The following is a 1025-nucleotide window of genomic DNA, read 5'->3' on the forward strand; positions in this document are numbered from 1 at the left end:
GGATAACCTATTACAATACAAAACGTATTCAAATGAAACTAGGCGGCACATCGCCGGTAAAATACCGACAACGTGCCGCCTAGAAAAGACAACTAAATATTTACTTTAACTTTTGGGGTATACCGCAGTATCCACGTAACGTCTTTTTTTGAGCAAAGATACTTGTCAGTCTCGGCAAAAAAAGGTACGATTACAGCAATAAGGATATATGATAATGATTATCATTAGCAAAAGGTGGTGGCAAAATGAATCATATTGTGCAACAAACGTTACGGAAGCTCAAAGAACATAACGTCCGAATCACGCCACAGCGGCAAGCTGTTTTGGAATTTATGATCGGGACACATATGCATCCGACTGCGGATGATGTCTATAAGGCACTAGCAGGTCGCTTTCCGAATATGAGCGTTGCGACAATCTATAACAATTTACGTCTTTTTACTTCATTAGGAATTATTGAAGAAATGGCTTATGGGGATGCATCTAGTCATTTTGATTTTGCACAGACCAAGCATTATCATGCGATTTGTGAAAATTGTGGAAAAGTGGTTGATATTTTTTATCCTGAGTTAGATGATGTAGAAGTAGTTGCTGAGAATTTAACGGGTTTTATGGTAACTGGTCATCGAATGGAAGTGCACGGTATCTGTCCGGAATGCCAAGCAAAGCTAGCAAATAATTAATTCATTTGAATATTGAAAAAAAGATGAATTTTATGCAAATTTTGCTTGACGATAGATTTGGATGTTGGTATAGTATTCTATGTTGTCAGCGCGATAAAGCATATCGCTAACGAAATAAAGCGTCAAGCGGAAACGAATAAATATTCAAAAAATATTTATAAAAAGTGCTTGACAGTGTTCGTTGGAAATGATATATTAATTAAGCTGTTTCAACGCAGTAGACCTTTGAAAACTGAACAAAGTTTCGACAAACCAAATGTGTAGGGTCGCCCTTCGGGGCACAAAACATATTTGCGAAGTCAATTTCGCTAGCAAATAAATTAAGTAACAAAACAAGAGCTA

General features: G+C 36.9%; 2 protein-coding genes. Both read left to right on the plus strand.

All coding sequences use genetic code 11. The features are described 5' to 3' along the window. The first annotated feature begins 2 nt into the window (after window positions 1–2). Window positions 3–83 (plus strand): IS3 family transposase, encoded by an 81-nt coding sequence (locus J7Q78_RS10160; RefSeq protein ID WP_407929565.1) that lies wholly within the window; start codon window positions 3–5, stop codon window positions 81–83. A 162-nt stretch (window positions 84–245) separates the two neighbouring features. Beyond that, window positions 246–683, plus strand: a complete 438-nt coding sequence (locus J7Q78_RS09935) for a Fur family transcriptional regulator (RefSeq protein ID WP_154243368.1) — start codon at window positions 246–248, stop codon at window positions 681–683. The last annotated feature ends 342 nt before the right edge of the window (window positions 684–1025 follow it).

Origin of the sequence: Latilactobacillus fragifolii, from assembly GCF_905332535.1 — a bacterium.
Taxonomy (GTDB): Bacteria; Bacillota; Bacilli; order Lactobacillales; family Lactobacillaceae; genus Latilactobacillus; species Latilactobacillus fragifolii.